The sequence below is a fragment of the Arthrobacter sp. NPDC057009 genome (genome assembly GCF_042673905.1).
Lineage (GTDB): Bacteria > Actinomycetota > Actinomycetes > Actinomycetales > Micrococcaceae > Arthrobacter.
This window is the reverse complement of record NZ_JBHUSB010000037.1, coordinates 1-15,823: the sequence shown is the minus strand read 5'-3', so window position 1 is coordinate 15,823 and position 15,823 is coordinate 1. Positions and strand designations below refer to the sequence as shown.

13 protein-coding genes, 1 tRNA gene and 2 rRNA genes are annotated in these 15,823 nt (G+C 64.0%); 6 read left to right on the top strand and 10 right to left on the bottom strand.

All coding sequences use genetic code 11. The features are described 5' to 3' along the window. The coding region (locus tag ACFTR6_RS21545) for an orotidine 5'-phosphate decarboxylase / HUMPS family protein (RefSeq protein ID WP_377959414.1) at positions 1-492 on the top strand (492 nt) is incomplete at its 5' end. Between the two features lie 558 nt (positions 493-1,050). Here the strand turns inward: ACFTR6_RS21545 and ACFTR6_RS21540 are convergent. The 3 genes from ACFTR6_RS21540 to ACFTR6_RS21530 are packed head-to-tail and all read right to left on the bottom strand — an operon-like array spanning position 1,051 to position 3,917. Then, positions 1,051-2,436 (bottom strand): MFS transporter, encoded by a 1,386-nt coding sequence (locus tag ACFTR6_RS21540; RefSeq protein WP_377959413.1) that lies wholly within the window; start codon positions 2,434-2,436, stop codon positions 1,051-1,053. Between the two features lie 55 nt (positions 2,437-2,491). Then, entirely contained in the window at positions 2,492-2,962 is a 471-nt protein-coding gene (locus tag ACFTR6_RS21535) for an RpiB/LacA/LacB family sugar-phosphate isomerase (RefSeq protein WP_076798825.1), read from the bottom strand. Positions 2,963-2,969: 7 nt separating this feature from the next. Then, entirely contained in the window at positions 2,970-3,917 is a 948-nt protein-coding gene (locus ACFTR6_RS21530) for a ribokinase (protein WP_076798826.1), read from the bottom strand. Positions 3,918-3,982: 65 nt separating this feature from the next. Here ACFTR6_RS21530 and ACFTR6_RS21525 point away from each other — a divergent pair, with 65 nt between their 5' ends. Further along, entirely contained in the window at positions 3,983-5,194 is a 1,212-nt protein-coding gene (locus tag ACFTR6_RS21525; protein ID WP_083706235.1) for a LacI family DNA-binding transcriptional regulator, read from the top strand. Between the two features lie 179 nt (positions 5,195-5,373). Here ACFTR6_RS21525 and ACFTR6_RS21520 read toward each other — a convergent pair whose 3' ends face one another. From ACFTR6_RS21520 to ACFTR6_RS21510, 3 genes are all read right to left on the bottom strand, one after another. Beyond that, positions 5,374-6,111, bottom strand: a complete 738-nt coding sequence (locus tag ACFTR6_RS21520) for a hypothetical protein (protein ID WP_377959412.1) — start codon at positions 6,109-6,111, stop codon at positions 5,374-5,376. Positions 6,112-6,404: 293 nt separating this feature from the next. After that, positions 6,405-6,478, bottom strand: a tRNA-Thr gene (locus tag ACFTR6_RS21515). 138 nt (positions 6,479-6,616) lie between these two features. Continuing rightward, a complete protein-coding gene (locus ACFTR6_RS21510) occupies positions 6,617-7,507 on the bottom strand; it encodes a DsbA family protein (protein ID WP_377959411.1) in 891 nt (296 codons plus the stop codon). A gap of 180 nt (positions 7,508-7,687) precedes the next feature. Between ACFTR6_RS21510 and ACFTR6_RS21505 the strand changes: the two genes are divergently transcribed. From ACFTR6_RS21505 to ACFTR6_RS21490, 4 genes are all read left to right on the top strand, one after another. Then, complete coding sequence (locus ACFTR6_RS21505; RefSeq protein WP_087873688.1) at positions 7,688-9,214, top strand: trehalose-6-phosphate synthase; 1,527 nt, start codon at positions 7,688-7,690, stop codon at positions 9,212-9,214. Then, positions 9,204-10,028: a trehalose-phosphatase gene (gene otsB / locus ACFTR6_RS21500; protein ID WP_377959410.1), complete on the top strand. Its 825-nt coding sequence runs from the start codon at positions 9,204-9,206 to the stop codon at positions 10,026-10,028. The genes ACFTR6_RS21505 and otsB overlap by 11 nt, the downstream gene beginning before the upstream one ends. Positions 10,029-10,253: 225 nt before the next feature. After that, entirely contained in the window at positions 10,254-11,336 is a 1,083-nt protein-coding gene (locus tag ACFTR6_RS21495; protein WP_076798831.1) for an ABC transporter ATP-binding protein, read from the top strand. Positions 11,337-11,451: 115 nt separating this feature from the next. After that, entirely contained in the window at positions 11,452-12,870 is a 1,419-nt protein-coding gene (locus tag ACFTR6_RS21490; RefSeq protein ID WP_377959409.1) for a DUF4032 domain-containing protein, read from the top strand. 26 nt (positions 12,871-12,896) lie between these two features. On the opposite strand, the gene ACFTR6_RS21485 is transcribed toward ACFTR6_RS21490, so the two are convergent. From ACFTR6_RS21485 to ACFTR6_RS21470, 4 genes are all read right to left on the bottom strand, one after another. Next, positions 12,897-14,267, bottom strand: coding sequence for an FAD-binding oxidoreductase (locus tag ACFTR6_RS21485; protein ID WP_377959415.1), 1,371 nt, complete (start codon positions 14,265-14,267; stop codon positions 12,897-12,899). Between the two features lie 65 nt (positions 14,268-14,332). Beyond that, positions 14,333-14,821 carry a hypothetical protein gene (locus ACFTR6_RS21480; RefSeq protein WP_377959408.1) on the bottom strand — a complete coding sequence of 163 codons (489 nt, stop codon included), beginning with the start codon at positions 14,819-14,821 and terminating at the stop codon, positions 14,333-14,335. Positions 14,822-15,336: 515 nt separating this feature from the next. Further along, a 5S ribosomal RNA gene (rrf, locus tag ACFTR6_RS21475) occupies positions 15,337-15,453 on the bottom strand. 161 nt (positions 15,454-15,614) lie between these two features. Beyond that, a 23S ribosomal RNA gene (locus tag ACFTR6_RS21470) occupies positions 15,615-15,823 on the bottom strand; the annotation flags it as partial.

The following is a 15,823-nucleotide window of genomic DNA, read 5'->3' as shown; positions in this document are numbered from 1 at the left end:
GCCCACCCGGAGAAGATCGTCTTCGCCGACCTGAAGACCATGGACGCCGGTGAACTCGAAGCCGACATCGCCTTCAAGGCCGGCGCCGACCTGGTCACCGTTCTCGGCTCCGCCGACGACTCCACCATCGCCGGTGCGGTCAAGGCAGCCCAGGCCCACAACAAGGGCGTCGTCGTCGACCTCATTTGCGTGACAGACAAGGTCACCCGCGCCCGGGAAGTCCACGCCCTGGGTGCCAAGTTCGTTGAGATGCACGCCGGCCTGGACGAGCAGGCCAAGCCCGGCTTCGACCTGAACGGCCTGCTGCGCGCCGGAGTAAAAGCCGGCGTTCCGTTCTCCGTGGCAGGCGGCGTGAAGCCCAGCACCATCGATGCTGTCCAGCAGGCCGGCGCCGATGTCGCCGTCGTCGGCGGTGCCATCTACAGTGCAGCTGACCCCGCACAGGCAGCAAAGGAACTCCGGGGCGCTGTTATGTGGCGTCCCGCCGGTTAGGCCGGAGTGAGCCGCCGTTCGTGAGACCCTCGCACAGCTTCAGAAGCTGTGTCCCGACATGTCGCATCAGGACTAGGCAAAGAGCTGCGCGCTGATGCTCCTCCTTGTTCGACGTGTCGGGCCGCTGATTTGTCCGCCTGAATTACACCCCAACCTGACAATAGAAGCCGCAAAGCACGCGGGAGGGCGGATTAGCGGCGTCCTGTGGATCCCCGAACACATCAAATGCGGCTCAGAACCGTATAGCCGCAGGCAACGTCCGAGGCGGTTTCGACGGTGAATTGTCCGGGTCCGGTTCTGGTCACCCTGATGCCGTGATTTATTGCAAGGGCACCAGGAATGAGGCTTGCAACGGGTCGGGCGGGTGCCGCCTGTAGTAGCTCCCTCACGAAGGCCGGTGTGGCTGGTTTATTTACTGTGTGAACACCGTTCATGCAGTAAGGGACGGGAAAAGAAGCTGCTCGTTGCTTCGTCATGACCCGCAGTTTGTGCTGGAGAGCCAGCGGACTGACCTCGTCCTGAGTCGTCCGCTGGCTCTCACCTTGCCTAGCTAGCGCCCTAGCTATGGCTGGTGGAGATTTGTTCTACGTTCCGGTCAGGGGCCTCTGTTACTTCGCTATTTGTATGGCCTGCGAGGATCGAGTCCACCTCAGCTTTTTCTTTGGTACCCCACGTTTCGCGCGTCGTTAGTACGCCGAGCAGCCCGATGATGCCTACAAGAACGTACAGGGACGCGCCGCCGGCCCATCCGAAGTTCGCTGCCAGGAGTACTGCCAGGAAGGGGGCAAGCCCTGAGATTGAGGCTGCTACCTGGTAGCCGATGGAGGCGCCGGAGGTCCGTGTGTTGGTCCGGAAGAGTTCTGCGAACCAGGCTCCTTGCGTTCCGGTGAAGGTGGCGTGGATGATGCCGATGCCGATGACGAAGGCGAGCACGATCAGGACGGGGTTACCGGTGTTGCTGAGCATGAACATCGGGAAGCCGAAGACAATCACGGCGATTGCGCCGCCGAGGTAGAGCTTGCGGCGGCCGATGTGATCGGTCAGGCTGCCTGCGAGCAGGGTAACGGGGATCGCGATGAGGCTGGCGACGACGATGCCGGTAAGGCCTACGGCGCGGTCTGGGGGGTTGTTTTGGGTGATGTAGGAGAGCAGGAACGTTGCGGTGACGTAGTAGGCGCAGCTTTCGACGATACGCAGGGAGATCACGCGCAGGATGTTGCGCCAGTCGTTCTTGAAGACTGTTGCCAGGGGATTCTTCACAATCGCGCCGTGGTGCTTGGCGTTGACGAATTCCGGGGATTCTTCGAGTTTCATCCGTACGACGAGCCCGACCACGATGAGGACGGCGCTTGCCAGGAAGGGCAGCCGCCACGCCCAGTCGGTCTGCAGGGACGCGGAGAGCAGGAAGGCAGCGTTGGCCAACGTGATGCCGAGCGGGTTTCCGGCTTGAGGGATGGCGGCGAAGCGCCCCCTCTTCTTCCAGGGCGCGTGCTCGAATGTCATCATGACTGCTCCGCCCCACTCCGCGCCGAAGGCCAGCCCTTGGATCATTCGAATGATAATGAGCAGGATGGGAGCGAGAATGCCGACTTGGTCGTATGTGGGAAGGCAGCCGATGAGCACGGTGGCGATTCCCATGGTCAGGAGCGCTCCTACGAGCACGGGCTTGCGTCCGTGTTTGTCACCGAGGTAGCCGCCGATGGCGCCGCCCAGGGGTCGCATGAAGAAGCCCACTGCGAGAGTGGCGAAGGCGAGCAGTGTCCCGACGACGGGGTCGGTGTTGGGGAAGAAGACCTTGCCAAAGTACAGTGCGGCAGCGGTGCCGTACGCGACGAAGTCGTAGTTCTCGACGCAGGTGCCGGCGGCGGACGCGAGGGCCGTCTTGAATTTTCCTGGGGACCCATGGGCGGCTTGCTGGGAGCGGTCGGAAAGTTGTGCCGTCATCGTGATATCTCCTTTGATATTTTCATTGTGTCTTTTGGGTTTGGGTGGTGCAGGTTTAGATGTCGTGCGCCAGCTTCCTGGCTCCCATAAGTTCGAGTTCCCGCAGTTTTGCTACCCGCCGTCTGGTGTCTTCGTCGTCGTCGAACTTCGCGACGAGGAAAGCCTCGAGGACTTCTTTGGCTGTGGCGCGGCCGACGAGCCAGGCCCCCATGGCGATGACGTTCGCGTCGTCGTGCTCCACGGACTGATGCGCTGAGTAGACGTCGTGGCCCAACGCGCAACGTATGCCCGGGATCTTGTTGGCTGCCATCACGGCCCCAACGCCTGTTCCGCAAACCAAGACGGCTTTGTCGGCTTCGCCGGTGAGGACAAGTTCGCAGGTGGCGCTGGTGATGTCAGGAAAGTCAACGGGCGACTCGTCGGGCGCGCCGCGATCGATGACCTCGTGGCCGAGGCCTTCCAGGACTGAGCGGACGAAGTCCTTCAGCGGGAAGCCGGCGTGGTCATTTCCAAGAACGATTTTCATGTGACTCCTAGTGGTGGGAAAGGAAAGGGGCTGGCGACTTGTGATCGTGGTCACGCAGGCTTGGTAGTTCACGGCGCCAGGGAATGGATTCCACGGCGCCGGCGCGGGTCACTGCGATCGATGCCGCCCGGCCGGCAATGGCCATCGCGGCAGGGAGTTCGCAGTCAGCAGCCAGGGATGCGGCGAGGTATCCGACGAACGTGTCGCCCGCGGCGGTCGTGTCCACGACGGATACTTCAGGTGCCGGTATGTGAACATGCCGGCCGCCGAGGAAAGTGACGGCGCCTTGCGCTCCCGCAGTGCACAGCACTGCCGGTCCCAGGACGGGCGGGAGGATCTCCGTCAGGTCGGCGAGGTCGCCCGATGCATCGGCCAGACGGGCGAGGTCCTGAATTTCCTGCTCATTGACTACGAGCAGGTCAATGTCATCGAATAGCCCTTCAATCTCGTGTGGAGATGGAGCAGCGTTGAGGATGACGAAGGCGCCGCGGAGCTTGGCTGCACGCGCGGCGTGCCGAACGATGTCCCGGGGAATTTCCAGTTGGAGAACCAGCACATCATTGGGAGTCATAGTCGCCAGCCCTGCGTCCACATCGGCGAATGACAGTGCAGCGTTCGCTCCGGGGCTGAGGATGATCTGGTTTTCACCCAGGTCATCTACGGCGATGACTGCTGTTCCAGTGGCAGCGGAATCCACCAGCTTCACGTGGCTGCCGTCGACATTGGACTCGGCCAGCACCTGCAGGATGGCCGCCCCGTGGGCATCATGCCCAACACAGCCCACGAGCTTTACGCCGGCCCCCGCCTGGGAGGCGGCCACCGCCTGGTTGGCTCCCTTGCCGCCCGGGCTGAACGTAGCGTCCGATCCCTGGATTGTTTCACCGGCGCGGGGAAAGGACGGGACCCGGATGTTTTGATCGATGTTCAGGCTTCCGACCACGAAGACCGTGTTCATAGCTTTGCTCCTTGGTGACTTCCGGCAATACACGATCAATATCCCTAAGGCTTGGTCGTGGCCTCATGGAAAGGTTTCCATGGAAAGGTTTCCATGAGTATGCCCATGCGTTTTTTGGATGTCAACAGGGACCCCGCCCCCAACTGCCTGACACGCCCCAGGCCCCGCTTGGCTCCTTGCCAGGGCGCCGCCCTCGCACTACTGTTGAAACGTTTCCACGGGGAGGGGTGAGCCAAGTAGCTACCATCAAGGACGTCGCAGAGCGCGCAGGCGTTGCCTTGGGCACGGCTTCGCGGGTATTGAGCGGAAGTAGCCACACGTCGCAGGATTCCCGGGCGAGGGTCTTGGCAGCAGCTGCCGAACTTAACTACATCGCGAATGGGCCGGCACGGTCCCTGCGTCGATCGAAGACGGACGTTATCGGCCTTCTTGTGTCCGACATCCGCAATCCGTTCTTCTCCGAACTTGCTCATGCCGCGGAACAGGAGGCGAGGAAGCATGGATACACAGTGCTTCTTGCCAATGCCAATGAAGACGCCGCCCAGGCCGACGAGTACCTTCGAACCTTCGCCGCTCAACGCATTGACGGTCTTCTCTTGGCCCCGCAGGGAGGCCGGTCTGGGCAGTTGGACGGCCTGTTGGCCTCGGGGCTTCCTGTTGTTCTTCTCAACAGAAAAATGGAGGGTATCGACGCGCCGCTTTTTGCAACAGACAATGCCGGAGGCGTTGCCAGCGTCTTGACATGGCTCCAATCCCGAGGGCATCGTGACGTGGCATTCGTGGGCGGACCGCAGTGGATCTCCACCGGTTCCGAACGAAGGGCCGCCTACCTGGCTGGCCGCGAGGCTCACGGTATCAGCCTGGACGACGCATTGGTCGATGCCGGCGACTTCCTTGCTGACGGCTCAGAGGAGGCCATGTACCGGATTCTGGATCGAGGTGCCCGCCCGACAGCCGTATTCGGGGCTAATGGACCCACAACACTTGGCGCAATGCGCGCGCTCAGGCGAAGGCTCGGGGCCAAACAGGCATCCCTGATAGATATCGTCTCATTTGACGATCTCGATTGGTTCGAGTTTGTCGTTCCCGCCGTCAGCGGGGTGCGCAACGATGCTGCAGCCATCGGAAGGCTAGGCGTCCAGGGACTTCTGGGCCTGCTGGCCGGGCGCACCGTCGCCTCCCAGCGGGTAGCTACGTCGTTCGTTGACAGGGCAGGACCCGGCGCGGGGCTGTTCGAATCCGGAGAAACGCGATCCAGAGCCCTACCCGCGAGCTAACACGAAATCCAACCGGGAGAACTATTTCGGCTTCCAAACAAGCCACACTCCAACCTGACGTCAGGAATGTAAGAAAAGAACGTCAGGACAGAATCCCAAACGGATCTCCCGACACCCCTTATTGAAACTCAGAGAGCCCAACCTGACACTTTAAACCGTCTTGGTTCACACTGGCAGTGCTATGCGCTGACCGGGCCCCCTGACGCAGCGGCTCGGGCTGCATGTCCACGACGGACGCTTCGCCACATGAGCACAGCCATGACGAACGCCCAGCCAGCAGTGAGTACCAAGGCGGCACCCCTGGCTGGTGAATCAAACAGGCCAACATACGGCACCATCAGGCCGTGGATAATCCACGAGACTCCCGCCGCTGCGGCGAGCCAACCCGGCCAGCGGTAATACGCGCCGCTCAGCACTATGGCCAAACCGAAGAAGATGAGCGTAAGTCCGAGCAGAATGTTGGAATAGCTCTGGAGGGCATACTCGGTCCACCTCAAGGCCATGGCTGCCGAAAGGATGGATTGTTCCTGATCGGCAGGCGCATCGACCCACGTGTCCACGGCCCATTTGAGACCAATCCCGTCCACTGCCTGAAGCATGGTGATGGCTGCCGCGGTCAGGACCACTCCTATCAGTCCGAAGCGGGCTAGCGCAGTCGGGCCTTCACGCTGGGCAGTCATGGCAGAATGCAGTGCGACGAGACCGCCGAAAAACGCTAAAGCGGCTACCCACTGGATAAAGTGGATGGCGATCCAGCCGTCGGTCAGCGCATACTCCCTAAAGACCGCCTCGTGGTTCATGGGGTTTTCCCTGGACGGATGCACTGCCGTGGCTGCCAGCAACAGGATGACGCCGAGGGGAAGCGCCACTGCTCCGGTCCTCGCCCACAGTGCTTTTGATTCCGACCGCGTTTCCATCGCTTCTCCTCTCCGAACTGGCGGCATCCAGGCCATGACCGCGGTCCACAGGACGCATCGCCAGGCTTTTCATCCATCCGGGTGGAGCGGGTGAGAGCTCTTCACCCGTAGCAACAGGTTACGAGCTTCGAGGGAGAAGGTATACGAAGTACGTTTCGGGTCAGTCGCCTCAAACGAATGTCGACATCTCAAGGCGGAACTCGACCCGGAAGGGATAGTGGTCGGTGAGGTGCCAGGAGATACAGGCCGGCGTCAGGATCGCCTCGCAATCCGCAGGCGAAAGGCAGACTAAGAGCCCCCTGTCGGATTCGAACCGACGACCCCCGCTTTACAAGAGCGGTGCTCTGGCCAACTGAGCTAAGGAGGCGTGCCCGTCAGGGCAGGCGCCGCAACGGCGCGCTACATAAGGGTAGCCCAAGGACCGCCCGCCCGTAAAAACAGGAAGGTGGCCCGGCCCCGGGAAAAATCCGGGAGCCGGGCCACCACCGTGTTAAGGCAGGAACGTTTAGGCCTTGGCCTTGATGGCCGCCTCGACGAAGGCCGGGAATTCGGTCTGGGCGCTGTCGCCCTTGCCCCACTGCTTGCCGTCAACGATGACCGTCGGCGTGCCGGTCACGCCAATGGCCGCGGCTTCCTGGGTGGTGTACTTGACCCACGGACGGTACGTCTTGTTCTCGACGCAGGAGTCGATGCTCTTGGCGCCGACCTCCGTGGCCAGCTTCTTCAGTTCGTCGTCGGAGAGGCCGGCGCCGCCTTCGGCCGGCTGCTTGTCGAACAGCGCGTCCACAAACGCCGAGTACTTCTCCGGGGATTCGTTCACCACGCAGGCAGCGGCGTTGGCTGCACGGGACGAGTAGTTGGTGGTGGAGCGGCTGTCCAGGAAGCCCAGGGCACGGTATTCCACGGTGACCTTGCCTTCGTCGCGGAGCTTCGTCAGGGTCTCGTTGTACGTCGCCTCGAAGTTCTTGCAGACGGGGCAGATGAAGTCGATATAGAGGACCACCTTGACCGGCTTGCCGGCCTCGGCTTCCGCGCCCGGCGCCGTGATGGTTGCCGGCGCCGAGGCGGCCGGGGACGGAATGTCCGCCACGTTCACGGTGGCGGGCTCGGACTTGGCCACCTCGGTGCCTTTGAGCAGCGTGATGCCGCCGTGGACGTTGCCGTTGGCCGGCGTCGGGCCCTGGTCAGCCACGGGGGCGTTGTTCCGGATGTTGCTGGTCACCACCAGCGCGATGACGGCGAGGATGGCCACGACGGCGACCACGATGCCCCAGCCAATGAGCAGTTTGTTCCGCTTATCCTTCTTAAGCTGCGCCTCGCGGATTTCGCGGGCCTTTTCGCGGGCCTCAGCCGTGCGTTCTGCTTTGGACTTGCGGGGTTCGTTTGCGGGGCTCATCAGTTCCTCGTGTCGTGCGGACAGGTGCGACCACTTCGGGGCAACTCCCCCAGTTTAGGGGAGAACACCGGAGCTTGCGCCTTCAAGCATTCCTTTTCAGCCTGACCAACGGACGAATGGCCCGGAAGATTCCAGCCCGTTAAGGTTGATAAGAGCCATAAGCAACCTTAGGGAGCCCCCATGCACGGAGCTGTAAGCGACAAATCCGACACAAATACGGAAAGCGCGGCCGTGCCCGGCAGCAGCCCGGACGCCATCAAGGACGCCGGCCAGGACACCACCAAGTACGACTTCATGGTGGTCTCCAACCGCCTGCCCGTGGACCGCTGTGCGCCCGGCGAGCCCGGCGATGACGGTTCCGGGTGGCGGCGGTCGCCCGGCGGCCTGGTCACCGCCCTCGCCCCCATGATGACCAGGACGGACGGCGCCTGGGTGGGATGGCACGGCGCCGCCGATGAAACCGTCGAGCCGTTCAGCCACGGCGGCATGGACCTGGTCCCCGTCCAGCTCAGCAGCGACGATGTTGAGCTGTATTACGAGGGTTTCTCCAACGCGACCCTCTGGCCCCTGTACCACGACGTCATCGCGCCTCCTGAGTTCCACAGAACCTGGTGGGACGCCTACCGCACGGTGAACAGAAGGTTCGCCGACGCCGTCGTCCGTACCGCCGATGAAGGCGCAACCGTCTGGGTGCAGGACTACCAGCTCCAGCTGGTGCCGCGGATGCTGCGGCAGGCGCGGCCTGACCTCAGGATCGGGTTCTTCAACCACATCCCCTTCCCGCCGCCGGAAATCTTCGCGCAGCTCCCCTGGCGCCACGCCATCATCGACGGGCTGCTGGGAGCGGACCTGGTGGGCTTCCAGCGCAGCAGCGATGCCGGCAACTTCATGCGTTCCGCCCGGCGCTTCCTCGGCGCGAGCGTCAAGCAGCAGCAGGTTCACGTCAAGGACGGCAACGGCGACCTCACCCACATCGCGCGGGCCCAGGCCTTCCCCATCTCCATCGACGTCCAGCACATTACTGAACTGGCGCAGAAGCCCGAGATCATCGAGCGCTCCCGCCAGATCCGGCAGGACCTCGGCAACCCCAAGACCATCCTCCTGGGCGTGGACCGGCTGGACTACACCAAGGGCATCGGACACCGCCTCAAGGCCTACGAGGAACTCCTGAACGAAGGCAAGCTCAAGGTGGGCGACGCGACCCTCATCCAGGTTGCCAGCCCCAGCCGCGAGCGCGTGGAACAGTACCGCCTCCTGCGCGAGGAGGTCGAAGGCACCGTGGGCCACATCAACGGCACCTACGACACCATCGAAAACACGGCCGTCCGCTACCTGCACCACAGCTATCCGGTGGAAGAGATGGTGGCGCTGTACCTGGCGGCGGACGTCATGCTGGTCACCGCCCTCCGCGACGGCATGAACCTCGTGGCCAAGGAATACGTCACCGCCCGCACCAACAACGACGGCGCCCTCGTCCTCAGCGAGTTCGCCGGCGCCGCCGACCAGCTCAAGCAGGCACTGCTGATGAACCCGCACGACATCGACGGGCTCAAGGACGCCGTGATGCGGGCCGTCAACATGGCCCCCAGGGAGGCCGCACGCCGCATGCGCTCCATGCGCAAGCAGATCCTGGACCACGACGTCGACCACTGGTCGGCCGACTTCCTGAACGCACTCAACGAGAAGGTGGTCCGCGATGACTCCTGAGGCAGAGCACACCGAGGCCAGCAGCACCCGGCTGACCCTGTCCCCCGAACTGCTGGAGGCGGTGCGCCGCATCGCCGGGACCGAGCAGCTGCTGGTGGCCATGGACTTCGACGGCACCATCTCACCCATCGTGGACCACGCCGGGGATGCGCGCCCGCTCCCCCGCTCGGCTGCCGCCTTCGCCGAACTGACCGCACTGCCGCGCACGACGACGGCACTCATCTCGGGGCGGGCACTGGACAGTTTGCGTGCGGTCGCCTCCCCGCCGGAGGAGACCCTGCTGATCGGAAGCCACGGTGCCGAGGCGTGGCTGGGTCCCGGCTCCGCCCCGCTGACCCTCGACCCCGAGCAACTGGCCCTCCTCGACGAGGTCAGGGCTGTCCTGGCCGAGATCGTGGCGGTGGCACCCGGCACTCTGCTGGAGGAGAAGCCAGCCGGCGTCGTCCTGCACACCCGACTGGCGGCGGACGACGTCGCGGAGGATGCCGTCGCTGCCGCCCGCTCCGCGCTTCAGGACCGCCCCGGCGTCTACCTCAAGAACGGCAAGCGGGTCCTCGAAACCTCCGTGGTGCACGCGTCCAAGGGCGAGGGCGTCGACTTCCTCCGCCAGGCGACCGGGGCCACCGCCGTGCTCTTCGCGGGGGACGACACTACCGACGAGGACGCCCTGGGCCGCCTCGGGCAGGACGACGTCGGCGTGAAGGTGGGCCTCGACTTCACCCAGGCGCAGTTCCGGGTGGAGGCTCCGGTGCACATCGCCGAACTCCTCGAGGCCCTGCTGCGGGAACGCCGGAAGGCAGTCACCGCCAGTTAGGAAGCACCAGTGGGGTATGTCATATGTGACGTCCGTAACATTTTGTCCGATTCAAGATAAACCTGACATACTCTTCTTTGTGATGTGGCGCACAGGAACCGTGCGGCGTCACTCGATGCTCCTCGGCCCCGGCCGGGGAGTCATCATGTAGGGCACAACTGAATTACATGAACCATTCACAACGGATCGTCCGGCACGTACCTGCCGGTGAAGGGATTGATAACTGTGGCAACAGTTACTTTTGACAACGCTACGCGTCTGTACCCGGGCACAGAAAAGCCCGCTGTTGACAAGCTCAACATCGAAATCGCCGACGGCGAATTCCTGGTCCTCGTGGGACCCTCCGGTTGCGGTAAGTCCACCTCGCTGCGCATGCTCGCCGGCCTTGAGGACGTCAACGCCGGCCGCATCCTCATTGGCGACCGCGATGTCACCGACGTTCCGCCGAAGGACCGCGACATCGCGATGGTTTTCCAGAACTATGCGCTGTACCCGCACATGACCGTGGCGGACAACATGGGCTTCGCCCTCAAGATCGCCGGCGTCAGCAAGGAAGAGCGCGCCGAGCGCGTCCGCGAAGCAGCAAAGCTCCTGGACCTCGAACAGTACCTGGACCGCAAGCCCAAGGCCCTCTCCGGCGGTCAGCGTCAGCGTGTTGCCATGGGCCGCGCCATCGTGCGTAACCCGCAGGTCTTCCTCATGGACGAGCCGCTCTCCAACCTGGATGCCAAGCTCCGCGTCCAGACCCGCACCCAGATCGCTTCCCTCACCCGCCGCCTTGGCGTCACCACCGTTTACGTGACGCACGACCAGGTCGAGGCCATGACCATGGGCGACCGCGTCGCAGTCCTCAAGGACGGCCTGCTGATGCAGGTGGACACCCCGCGCAACCTGTACGACCGCCCCAAGAACGTCTTCGTTGCAGGCTTCATCGGCTCCCCCGCCATGAACCTGCTGGAACTCCCCGTGGTCGACGGCGGCGTCCAGTTCGGCGGCACTGTTTACCCCGTGCCGCACGAGATCCTCGACGAGGCCCACGGCCGCACCGTCACACTGGGCACCCGCCCCGAAGACCTCGAGACCGCTGCCCAGGGCGAAGGCCTCCAGGTTGAGGTCGACGTCGTCGAAGAACTTGGTGCCGACGCGTACGTTTACGGTCACACCACGCTGGACGGCAAGAGCCACGACATCGTAGCCCGCGTCGACGGCCGCCGTCCCCCGATGAAGGGCGAGTCCATCTGGGTCCGTCCGCAGTCCGGCCACGTGCACCTGTTCGACACCAAAACCGGTGAGCGCCTGGGCGACTGACATCGCGGAATAACCTCACGAAAACTGACGGCGGCCCTCCTGACTGGACGGGCCGCCGTCGGGCTTTAACCGCCGCCCTTTAGGCACCCCCTGCAAAATACGGAAGAATTGACCCATGACCGAGGAACGCAACGCGCAGTGGCACGACGAACCCACCGACTACGGGCAGATCGGCAAACTGCCGCGCGTCGAGGCGGCCAGTGCCAACGATGACAAGGCAGCCTCGGTCGCCAGCAACCTCAACATCACCGCCGCTGCCGCCGATCCGGAGCTCCTGGACCTGCCCTGGCACATCGCGCTTGAAGACTGGCCCGCGGAGCACCTGGCCGCGCTCCCCCGCGGTATCTCCCGGCACATCGTGCGGTTCGCCCACCTCGGCGGCTCCGTCATCGCCATCAAGGAAACGTCCGAGCACGTGGCCCGCCACGAGTACCACATGCTCCGCAAGCTCGCGCGGCTGGACGTGCCCTGCGTGGAGCCGGTCGCCGTGATCACCGGCCGCACCACGCCCGACGGGCGCCCCCTGAACCCCGTCCTGGTGACCCGCCACCTGAAGTTCTCTATGCCGTACCGCGCGCTCTTCTCGCAGATGCTGCGCAAAGACACGCTCACCCGGCTCATCGACGCGCAGGCGCTGCTGCTGGTCCGGCTGCACCTCATCGGCTTCTACTGGGGCGACGTATCGCTCTCCAACACCCTGTTCCGCCGGGACGCCGGCGCCTTCGCCGCCTACCTGGTGGACGCCGAAACCGGCGAACTGTACCCGGACCTCTCCACCGGCCAGCGCGAGTACGATCTGGAGATCGCCCGCGTCAACATCGCCGGGGAGCTCATGGACCTGCTCGACGGCGGCCTGATCGAGGAGAAGGTGGACCCGGTGGCCACCAGCGAACTCATCATGGAAAGCTACCGGCGCCTGTGGAGCGAGCTGACGGCCAAGGAATCCTTCGAGCTGGGCGAGCGGTGGCGGGTCGGCGCACGCATCCGCCGGCTCAACGAACTCGGCTTCGACGTCGAAGAGTACGCGATCAAGACCACCCAGAACGGCTCCACCATCCAGCTGCAGCCGAAGGTTGTCGACGCCGGCCACCACATGCGCCGCCTGCTGCGCCTGACGGGGCTGGACGCCCAGGAGAACCAGGCCCGCCGCCTGCTCAACGACATGGACTCCTTCCGGGCGGACAACAACCCGGACATGGACGAGGAATACAGCGCGCACCTGTGGGTCAGCCAGATCTTCGAGCCGATCGTCCGGTCCATCCCCCGCGACCTGTCCGGAAAGCTGGAACCCGCCGAGGCCGTCCACGAGGTCCTGGAGCACCGCTGGTACATGTCCGAGAAGCAGGAACGGCACATCCCGCTGGCCGAGGCCGTGCAGTCCTACATCGACTCCATCCTGCGCCACCGCCGTGACGAGGCCGCCATCATGCTCAACCCGGACACGGAACTGCTGAAGATCCTCTCCGTCGAGACCGAGGAGTCCCGGTACGGCGGCGACGAGTCAATCGACGAATACCCCGACGCCGACGACTGAATTCCCTTGCCCCGGCGGGCGCTGCTCTAGATGGCCTTGCCGGGGTTCAGGATGCCGGCAGGGTCGAAGAGGTTCTTGATCCGGCGCTGCAGCTCCCTGAGCGGCTCGGGCTGTTCCAGGCCCAGCCAGCGCAGCTTGTACTGCCCCACGCCGTGCTCGCCGGTAATGGTGCCGCCCATTTCCAAGGCCACCACAATGGACTCGTCAAGGGCCTTGTTCAGGCGTGCCATGGCGTCAATGTCAACCTGGGCGTTCACCCGCTCGATCCAGAACGTCGGGTGGAGGTTGCCGTCGCCCGCATGGGCCACCACCTTAAGGCGGACGCCATGGACCTCGGCCAGCGCCTCAAGCGCCGCCACGTAGTCCACCAGCCTGGAGCGCGGCACGGCAACGTCCTCGCCCACGCGGTACTCGTCATCCACCTCGACGCCCCTGCTGTTGCGCCGCAGCTCCACCAGCCGCTCTGCCTCAGCACTGGCCTCGGTGGTGACCACGGCACCGCCAGCTGCGAGGACCTGCCGCACGACGTCGGCCTCCGCCGCCGCTCCAAAACCGTCCGTCTGGACCAGGAGCAGCGAAGCTCCCCGCGACACCAGATCCGAGCCGTGCAGCTCGTCCAGTTGGGCAAGCGAACCGCCGTCGAGCAGTTCCATGATGGCCGGCTGGACGCGGGCCTTGCCGACGGCGAGCACGCCGGCGGCCGCCTGCCGGAAGTCAGGGTAGAAGGCGGCGACGGTGTGCACCTCGCGGGGCAGGTACTTCAGCCGGACCGTCGCGCCGACCACGATGCCCAGCGTGCCTTCCGACCCCACGAACAGGCCTGTGAGGTCGTAGCCGGCCACGCCCTTGAAAGTCTGGTGTCCGGTATGCAGCAGCGAACCGTCCGCGAGCACCACGTCCAGGGCCAGCACAGAGTCCCTTGTTACGCCATACTTGGCACACCGCAGGCCGCCGGCGTTGGTGGCCACGTTGCCGCCGATGGTGGACATCCTGAAGCTGGCGGGGTCGGGAGCGTACATGAGCCCGTGCGCCGCGGCGGCGTCGTTCAGGTCGGCGTTGATGACGCCGGGTTCGACGACGGCGGTCTCGTCATCCGCGTTGAGCTCCAGGATGCGGTTCATCCGTTCCAGCCCAAGGACGACGCATCCCTCGCTCGCATGGGCGCCTCCCGAGACTCCCGTCCCGGCGCCCCGCGGCACCAGGGGCACGCTCCTGGCAGCACAGGCTTTGACGGTGGCCTGGACGTCATCGACGGACTCGGCGAGCACCACGGCAGCCGGGAGCCGGTAGTCCACCACGGGGGCCTGGTCCACTGCGTATGCGGCAAGCGAGGCCTCGTCCCGGAGAACTTTGCCCGGTCCCAGGATTGATGTCAGTTCGTCGGCGATGCTGCCCATGGATCTCCCGTTCACGTACTTTGCTTCAGTCTAAGTGCCGGCGGCCGGCTCTAATCGCTGGCTCTCTATTCGCCGGCGCCGCCCATGAACCTCGCGAACCGGCTCAGCACCTCCGGCCAGTCCTTTTCCCAGCTCGTACGGGTACCGGCAGGATCCTCGGCGCCCTCCCAGCCGTCGTGGACCACCCGCACCTCGGTGCCTTCCTTGACGCCGCGGAATACCACGCGAAGCTCGGTGGACCACAGGGCGGTGCTGCCTGGGTACCAGGATGCGTGGAAGGACAGCGGCGGCTGCCAGTCGTCAATGGTTCCCCAAGTGGTGCTCCGCCCGTCCTCGGCTGACTCCAGGATCAGGTTCTCCTCGAACTCCACGTAGGAACCGGGTCCGTACACGCTGTTGGTTTCCATCGGCCACCAGAGATGCGTGTGGTCAGTGAAGCCCATAAAGGCCCGCGACACTGGCCCTGGGACGACCACCGTGCAGATGACGGGTTCCAGGCTGACTGCAGGCTCGGGAACGTCGCTGCCGGGGGCGTGGCTGAAGAGGTTTTCCATGCCTACCAACTTTACCGGCCCCCAACAAGCCTGCTCCTCACCTCTGCCCAGGGGCTGAGGACGCGTTTAGGAAAAGCCGGCAGGATCTGAGGGAGGGTCGGTGAAAAACCCGCAGGATCTGAGGACGCGTATAGGAAAAGCCGGCAACATCTGAAAGAGCGTTTGGGAAATAGCGGCAGGATCTGAGGGAGGGTCGGTGAAAAACCTGCAGGATCTGAAGGAGCGTTTCAATCGATCAGCTGATCCTGGACGCTCTATCACTACCTGCGGCTTCGAACCCAACGCGTCATCACATCCTGGCGTCTCAAACGCGACGCTCTCTCAGATCCTGCCGTTTCGGAGCAAACCCTCAGTCAGCTCCTGTCGCCTCAAGCCAGACGCGCCCTCACGTGTGGTCGTGGGACTGAGGACGCGTTTGGGAAATGGCGGCAGGGTGTGAGGACGCGTCCGGTGGGCTGGGCGGTTAAATGGTTCAGGCCCCGACGTTCATCGTCGGGGCCTGAACCGTAAATAGTGTCCGGCGGTGACCTACTCTCCCACACCCTCCCGGGTGCAGTACCATCGGCGCTGTGGGTCTTAGCTTCCGGGTTCGGAATGGGACCGGGCGTTTCCCCCACGCTATGACCGCCGTAACCCTGTTACCCGAGCCCCCTGGCGTGTGCCGTTGGGGGTGGGAAGACTGTGGTTACCTACTTGTGGTGACGTATTCAGTTATCTTTGGTTCCTGCCAGGCAAACCCGGGGGGTTTGTTGGTTGGGAACCACATAGTGGACGCAAGCAGTTGTGCTTCTTGGTGGTGTAAGTTGTTGGCCTATTAGTACCGGTCAGCTTCACGAGTCGTTAGTCCTCGCTTCCACATCCGGCCTATCAACCCAGTGGTCTGGCTGGGGGCCTCTCACACACAAAGGTGTATGGAAATCTCATCTTGAAGCGAGCTTCCCGCTTAGATGCTTTCAGCGGTTATCCCATCCGAACGTAGCTAATCAGCGGTGCACTTGGCAG